The sequence below is a fragment of the Mesorhizobium sp. WSM4819 genome (assembly GCF_055811215.1).
In genome coordinates this window covers 1-7,160 of record NZ_JBVVQO010000001.1, presented here as the reverse complement: position 1 = coordinate 7,160, position 7,160 = coordinate 1, and the positions used below count along the sequence as shown (strand labels likewise).

Sequence of the window (7,160 nt, the reverse complement as noted above, 5' to 3'; positions counted from 1 at the left end):
AAAAAAACCCCCCCCCCGCGCGCCGCCCCGCCCCCCGCCGGTGTTGCTAGGGCCCCCCACAAACCCCCCCCCCCCCCCCCGCCGCCCCCCCCCCGGCCAGTCACCGGTGCTGTCTTGAAAGAGGAGAGTTGAAATGCGCGGCTTCCTGCTCAACCGGCTCTCACAGAGCCTCATCCTGCTCCTGATCGTCTCGGTCATCGGCTTCCTCGTCCTGAACCTGCTGCCGGGCGGGCCGCTGGCCCAATTCGGGCTCGATCCCGGCATGACGCAGGACGATCTCGAGCGCCTGAAAGAGCAGTTGGGCCTGAACCGTCCGCTTTTGATCCAATATTTCGACTGGGCCTGGCGGCTTCTCCAGGGCGATTGGGGCCACTCCTTCCGCGACGGCGCGCCTGTGCTGGCAGTGATTGGCCGGCACGTCCCTGCGACGCTGCTGCTGATGGGGACGTCCACCGCGATTGCGATCGCCATCGGCACCTGGATCGGCATTCGTGGCGCCACGCACCGCTATTCTTTGTTCGACTATATGGCGACGGTCGGAGCCATGGTCGCGCTGTCGATCCCGACCTTCTGGTTCGGGCTCGTCGGCATCTACATCTTCTCCCTGCAGCTGGGCTGGCTGCCTGCAGGCAACATGTACACGATCGGCGACGGTTCGGTCCTGAACTACCTGCATCACCTGATCATGCCAAGCATCGTGCTGTCGCTGGTGCATGTCGCGATCTGGAGCCGCTACATGCGATCGGCGACGCTCGACGCCATCAGCCAGGATTTTGTCAAGACCGCCCGCGCCAAGGGCCTGAGCGAGCGCCGAGTCATAATGAAGCACGTCGTCGGCAATGCGCTTTTGCCGATGATCACACTGGCTGGGGTCCAGCTTCCCAGCATCCTGACCGGCGCGCTGGTGACGGAGACAGTGTTTACCTGGCCGGGGATGGGTCGACTGTTCCTGGACAGCCTCGGCTACAGCGACTACCCGGTCGTGATGGGACTGCTGATGTTCTCGGCCATTCTCGTCATCTTGGGCAACTTGATCGCAGATATTGCCGTGGCGATCGTCGACCCGCGTATTCGTCTGGGTTGAGCGCGTAACCTCACACCCTACAGGAGGCACTCGAAATGACCGCTCTCGCCGCAAATGCAGGACCAAGCCGCTGGTGGCGCAGCCGCACCGTGCGCCGTTTCACCAGCCATCATCTGGCGTTGCTGGGAGTCGCAATGATCACCCTTCTCACGCTGGCATGCGTCTTCGGCCCTCATCTCCTGCCCTATGATTCCCTATACATCGATTTGCGCGCCCGCTTTGCACCGCCGCTGACGGGCGACCACTATCTTGGGACCGATCCTTTGGGGCGGGACGTGGCGGCGCGACTGTTCATGGCGGGGAGGACCTCACTGCTGGTGGCTTTCTTTGCCATGCTGCTGTCGACGATGATCGGAACGCTCGTCGGCGTGATCGCGGGCTACCGCGGCGGCTGGATCGGCGCAGCGCTGATGCGCACGGTCGACGGCTTCCTGTCATTCCCCTCCATCTTCCTGCTGCTTGCCTTGGCCGCGGCACTCAAGCCGAGCCCGGCTATGGTCACCGTCATCGTCGCTGTCACCAGCTGGATGGAGGTAGCTCGAATTGTCGAGGCCGAGGTGCGGTCATTGCGCGAGCGCGAGTTTGTGCTGGCCGGCCGCATGCTGGGGCTTAGCGGTGCGCATATCATGTTCCGCGAGATCCTGCCCAACGCCATGGGCCCGATCATCGTGGCCGCGACGCTGACAGTCGCGCACGCTATTCTCCTGGAAGCCTATATCAGTTTCCTGGGTTATGGCATTCAGCCGCCGCTGCCGAGCTGGGGCAACATGCTCGAGGGCGCCCAGCAGTATCTGAACAGTGCGCCCTGGCTGGCGATCATTCCCGGCGCCGCCATCACCATCGCCGTGACAAGCTTTAATTTCATCGGCGACGGGTTGCGCGATGCGCTCGACGTGCGGGACGACCGTGTCTGACCTCGCCGGCATGGACCGACCCAGCCTCCTGAAACCGCAACGAGAAGTCCCTCACGTGCACGAGCCCAAAGTCGCCAACAAGAGCACACCCTACTGGTGGGAAGCGGCGCCCGTCATGCCGCTGCCGCCGCAGCCCCTGGCGAGGACAGTCGATGTGGCGATCGTCGGCGCCGGCTATGCCGGGCTTTCGGCCGGGCTTGCGCTGGCGCGCGAGGGGCGCTCGGTTGCAGCTTTTGATGCGATGAATCCGGGCGAGGGGGCCTCGTCGCGCAATGGCGGAATTACCAGCGGGAGCATCCGGCTGGACTACGCCACGATCACCCGGCGCTTCGGCGAACAAAAAGCCATGGCGATCGAGGCCGAGGGCAAGGTCGCGCGCGAATTCCTTTACGACTTCATCAAGTCGGAAAAGCTCGACTGCGACTTTCAACCGGTTGGCCTGTTCAAGGGCGCCATCGGATATGAACAGTACGAGAAGATGGCCCGCGGCGCCGAGGCGTTGGCAAGGAAACTGGGGATCGAATCCTACGCTGTTCCATACGCAAAGCAGCGCGACTACGTCGGCACCGACTTCTATCGCGGCGGCATGGTCAGGATGGACATCGGCGGGCTGCACCCGGCCAAGTTCCACGCGGAGCTCCTGCGGGTGGCGCTCGCTTCGGGACTGGCGGTGCATTCGAACACTCCCGTGACCTCGATTGAAAGGGATGACTCGGGGTTCCGCGTCGCCACTTCGGCCGGAACGGTGCAGGCGCGCCAGGTGCTGGTCTGCACAAATGGCTACACGGATGGCGCCAGTCCCTTCCTGCGCCGCCGCCTGGTGCCGGTTCGCAGCCGGATCATTGCCACCGAGGAACTCGCGCCTGAGGTGATGGCGCGCCTGATGCCGAAGCGGATGATGATGGGTGAGGGCCGCGAGCTTGGCTTCTATTACCGCCCTTCGCCGGACGGCAGACGCATTCTGCTCGGCGGGCGCGACAGCTCGCGTGCAGGCGATCCGGCAGCCCCGACGCTGCGTTTGCGCAACGGGCTGGGCGAAATTTTCCCAGAACTGGAGAACGTTCGTCTTTCGCATAGCTGGTTCGGCAATGTGGCTATGCACCGTGACATGCTGCCCAGGATCTTCGAGAAGGACGGCGTGGTCTATGCCACCGGATTCTGCGGTTCGGGCGTGGTCTGGGCGCCATGGGTCGGCACACGTGCGGCTCACAAGCTGATGGGGCACGGCGAGCAGGCGCGCACCGCGTTCGACTTTCGGCCGCCCGCGGCCGTCCCGTTCTATCGCGGCAATCCGTGGTTCATCCCGGCCGTTATCAAGGGCTACGCCCTGCAGGACCGTATCGCCTGGTGGCGCGCCAGCCGCTGAAGACCGAACGGTTGGCGGTCTATCGACCCTTGCCGAACGATAGCGGCAACAAGGAACAGCATCACATGCACTACATCTCCACGCGCGGCCATCCCGAACGCAGGAAGTTTTGCGAGATTCTGCTTGAAGGTCTCGCCCCGGATGGCGGCCTCTATGTGCCTGAGGTCTACCCTCGGCTGGATGATGCCACGCTGGATCGGTGGCGGGGCTTGTCCTACCCGGTGCTCGCCTTTGAAATCCTGTCGCTCTACATCGACGATATTCCGCCCGCTGACCTGAAGGCCATCTGTGCAAAGACCTACAGGCCCGAGGTTTTTGGGACCGCCAGGATCGCGCCCGTGCGAACGCTTGAGAGCGGTCTCCATGTGGCGGAACTGTCGAACGGTCCCACCCTGGCGTTCAAGGACATGGCGATGCAGTTGCTCGGCAATTTGCTCGAGTATGAACTGGCGCGGCAGGGTGTGGAGCTGAATATCCTCGGGGCAACCAGTGGCGACACGGGCAGCGCGGCGGAATATGCCATGCGCGGCAAGAAGGGCATCCGCGTCTTCATGATGTCGCCCCACGGACGCATGAGCGCCTTCCAGCAAGCCCAGATGTTCAGCCTGCAGGACGACAACATTCACAACATTGCCATCGAAGGGGTGTTCGACGATTGCCAGGACATCGTGAAAGCCGTGTCCGGCGATGCCGACTTCAAGAGGCGCCACCGGATCGGCGCCGTCAATTCGATCAACTGGGCCCGGCTGGTCGCCCAAGTGGTGTATTACTTCTCTGCCTATTTTCAGGTCACGGAAGAGAATTCGTCAGAAGTCGACTTCGCCGTTCCCTCGGGCAATTTCGGCAACGTCTGCGCCGGTCATGTCGCGCGCATGATGGGCCTTCCCATATCCCGTCTCGTCATTGCGACCAACGAGAACGACGTGCTCGATGAGTTTTTCCGCACCGGGGTGTATCGCGTGCGGGGCCGGGCGGATACCCATGAAACCTCGAGCCCATCCATGGACATTTCCAAGGCCTCCAATCTCGAGCGTTTCGTGTTCGACTTGCTCGGTCGCGACGCCAGCCGGACGAGATCGCTGTTCGACGATCAACTGCGCGAAAGCGGGTCGTTCGATCTCAGCGGGGATCCCGCCTTCGGGAAGGCGGCGGACCATTTTGGTTTCCGCAGCGGGAAGAGCACCCACGCCGACCGGTTGGAGACGATCCGGGACGCGTGGCACCGCTTCAACGCGCTGATCGATCCACACACTGCAGACGGCGTGAAGGTCGCGCGCGAGCATTCGGTTTCGGATGTGCCCATGATCGTGCTTGAGACGGCCCTGCCGGTCAAATTTGCGGAGACCATCAGGGAGGCCCTGGGCCGAGAGCCAGTTCCTCCGCAACGGTTCGATGGCATAGAGGGTTTGCCGAGACGGTTCAAACTGCTTTCCGCCGATGCACAGACCGTGAAGACCTACATCGCTGAAACGCTGCAGGCTTGCTGAAAGGCTGCTTCCACGACCGGGACCTCTTTCGCCATGGCCGTATATACCGAGTTGTCACCTAACGAAGTCGCAACTTTCTTTCAGGCTCTGGGCCTGGGACAGCCGAACTCCGTTCGCGGCAGCGCGAGCGGAATTGAGAACACGAACTACTTTGTCGACACCGAGGCAGGCGAATATGTGCTGACCCTGTTCGAGCGGCTCACATTCGAGCAATTGCCCTTCTACCTTCACCTGATGAAGCACCTTGCGGCGCGGCGAATGCCGGTCCCGGATCCGGTTGCCAACGTCAGAGGCGAAATCCTTCACACACTGAAAGGTCGGCCTGCCGTGATCGTCAACAGGCTTCCTGGCGAGAGCGTGACGGCGTCGACAGAGTCGCATTGTCGCGCTGTCGGGGAGATCCTGGCGCGAATGCACGTGACCGCGAGCGATTACCCACGGCGACAGGCCAATCCGCGCGGCCTCGAATGGTGGAACGAGGTGGTGCCGGTGGTCGGCCGCTGCGTATCTGAGGGACAGCGCTCGCTGCTCACGAGCGAACTGGCCTTTCAGAACCAGATCGCCGTGTCCTCCACCTACGAGGAACTCCCAAGCGGGCCGGTGCACGCTGATCTCTTTCGCGACAACGTGTTGTTTGAAGGTGGTCACCTGACCGGCGTCTTCGATTTCTACTTCGCCGGATGCGACACCTTTCTTTTCGATATAGCCGTGTGCCTCAATGACTGGTGCGTCGATTGTGGCACCGGCCGCCAAGACACTAAGCAAGCTGCCGCCTTTCTCGGCGCGTATGAGTCAGTTCGCGCGCTCACTGGACCCGAACGCTTATTGCTTCCTGCGATGCAGCGCGCTGGAGCATTTCGTTTTTGGCTATCGCGTCTCTGGGATCTGTACCAGCCCCGGGAAGCTGCGCTCCTCAAAGCACACGATCCAGGCCACTTCGAGCGCATGTTGCGCGTGCTCCGGGGAGAAATCGCATGAGCACGACCGCGAAGATCACCAATGGAAGTGGAAGCACGATGGCACCGACTCTCAAAGACCACGTTGGCGAGCTGCTTTCGCAGATCGAGACGGAGGGCCTGTACAAGCGCGAGCGCGTCATCACCTCGCCCCAGTCGTCCGAAATCGAGGTTGGCGGCCGCAAGCTGCTCAATTTCTGCGCCAACAACTATCTCGGCCTCGCCGACAGCGAAGAGCTGCGCGAAGCGGCGAAGGCCGCGCTCGACCGATACGGCTACGGCATGGCCTCGGTGCGCTTCATCTGCGGCACACAAGAGGAACACAAGCAGCTCGAGGCAAAGATATCGAGCTTCCTCGGTATGGAGGACACAATCCTCTACGGTTCCTGCTTCGACGCCAATGGCGGTCTGTTCGAGACGCTGCTTTCCGAGGAGGACGCGGTCATTTCCGACGCGCTGAACCACGCCTCGATCATCGACGGCGTCAGGCTCTCCAAAGCAAAACGCTTTCGCTATGCCAACAACGACATGGCGGCGCTCGAGGAGGAATTGAAGAAGTCCGAAGGCAGCCGCTTCAAGCTGATCGCCACCGATGGTGTATTTTCCATGGACGGCATCATCGCCAATCTGAAGGGCGTCTGCGATCTCGCCGACAAGTACAATGCCATGGTGATGGTCGACGACAGCCATGCCGTCGGCTTCGTCGGCAAGAACGGGCGCGGCTCGGCCGAGCATTGCGGCGTCGAGGGCAGGGTGGATATCATCACCGGCACGCTCGGCAAGGCATTGGGCGGCGCCTCGGGCGGCTACACGGCGGCGAGCAGGCCGGTGGTCGAATGGCTGCGCCAGCGCTCGCGTCCCTATCTGTTTTCCAACACGCTGATGCCGGCTATCGCCGGGGCCTCGCTGAAGGTGCTGGATATGATCGAGCAGGGCGGCGGCTTGCGCCGCCGGATCTACGACAACGCCTCGCGCTTCCGCGCCAACATGGAAAGCGCGGGCTTCACGCTGGCCGGAGCCGACCACCCGATCATTCCTGTAATGATCGGCGATGCCTCGCTGGCTTCGCAAATGGCCGACATGCTGCTTGAGCGCGGCATCTACGTGATCGGTTTTTCCTTTCCCGTCGTGCCCAAGGGCCAGGCCCGCATCAGGACGCAGATGTCGGCCGCCCATTCCAGCGCCGACATCGACCGTGCGGTCGAGGCATTCGGCGCGGTCGGGCGCGAACTTGGTGTGATTTCCTGAACGGCCGGAAGCGAAAAGTGATTCCGGATCAAGAGTTTCAAGGGAAAAAAGAATGTCGAACATGATGAAGGCGCTGGTCAAGGCCAAGGCCGAGCCGGGCATCTG

General features: G+C 62.4%; 6 protein-coding genes. All 6 read left to right on the top strand.

What is annotated here, in order from left to right:
* Window positions 1-133 precede the first annotated feature (133 nt).
* On the top strand, window positions 134-1,084 hold the full coding sequence (locus AC0L18_RS00030; RefSeq protein WP_473490115.1) for an ABC transporter permease: 951 nt from the start codon (window positions 134-136) through the stop codon (window positions 1,082-1,084).
* A gap of 35 nt (window positions 1,085-1,119) precedes the next feature.
* The gene (locus AC0L18_RS00025; protein ID WP_473490114.1) at window positions 1,120-1,998 is read left to right on the top strand and encodes an ABC transporter permease; all 879 of its coding nucleotides are present in this window, start codon (window positions 1,120-1,122) and stop codon (window positions 1,996-1,998) included.
* A gap of 115 nt (window positions 1,999-2,113) precedes the next feature.
* The gene (locus AC0L18_RS00020; protein ID WP_473490427.1) at window positions 2,114-3,364 is read left to right on the top strand and encodes an NAD(P)/FAD-dependent oxidoreductase; all 1,251 of its coding nucleotides are present in this window, start codon (window positions 2,114-2,116) and stop codon (window positions 3,362-3,364) included.
* Entirely contained in the window at window positions 3,346-4,851 is a 1,506-nt protein-coding gene (gene thrC, locus AC0L18_RS00015) for a threonine synthase (protein ID WP_473490113.1), read from the top strand. The genes AC0L18_RS00020 and thrC overlap by 19 nt, the downstream gene beginning before the upstream one ends.
* Before the next feature lie 33 nt (window positions 4,852-4,884).
* Entirely contained in the window at window positions 4,885-5,829 is a 945-nt protein-coding gene (locus AC0L18_RS00010) for a homoserine kinase (RefSeq protein ID WP_473490112.1), read from the top strand.
* Between the two features lie 38 nt (window positions 5,830-5,867).
* Window positions 5,868-7,055 (top strand): glycine C-acetyltransferase, encoded by a 1,188-nt coding sequence (locus AC0L18_RS00005; RefSeq protein WP_473490426.1) that lies wholly within the window; start codon window positions 5,868-5,870, stop codon window positions 7,053-7,055.
* The last annotated feature ends 105 nt before the right edge of the window (window positions 7,056-7,160 follow it).

Bases quoted from the DNA above. Each gene is read 5' to 3' on its own strand.
- AC0L18_RS00030 (WP_473490115.1), top strand. From the start codon at position 134: ATGCGCGGCTTCCTGCTCAACCGGCTCTCACAGAGCCTCATCCTGCTC.
- AC0L18_RS00020 (WP_473490427.1), top strand. From the start codon at position 2,114: ATGCCGCTGCCGCCGCAGCCCCTGGCGAGGACAGTCGATGTGGCGATC.
- AC0L18_RS00010 (WP_473490112.1), top strand. From the start codon at position 4,885: ATGGCCGTATATACCGAGTTGTCACCTAACGAAGTCGCAACTTTCTTT.
- AC0L18_RS00025 (WP_473490114.1), top strand. From the start codon at position 1,120: ATGACCGCTCTCGCCGCAAATGCAGGACCAAGCCGCTGGTGGCGCAGC.
- AC0L18_RS00005 (WP_473490426.1), top strand. From the start codon at position 5,868: ATGGCACCGACTCTCAAAGACCACGTTGGCGAGCTGCTTTCGCAGATC.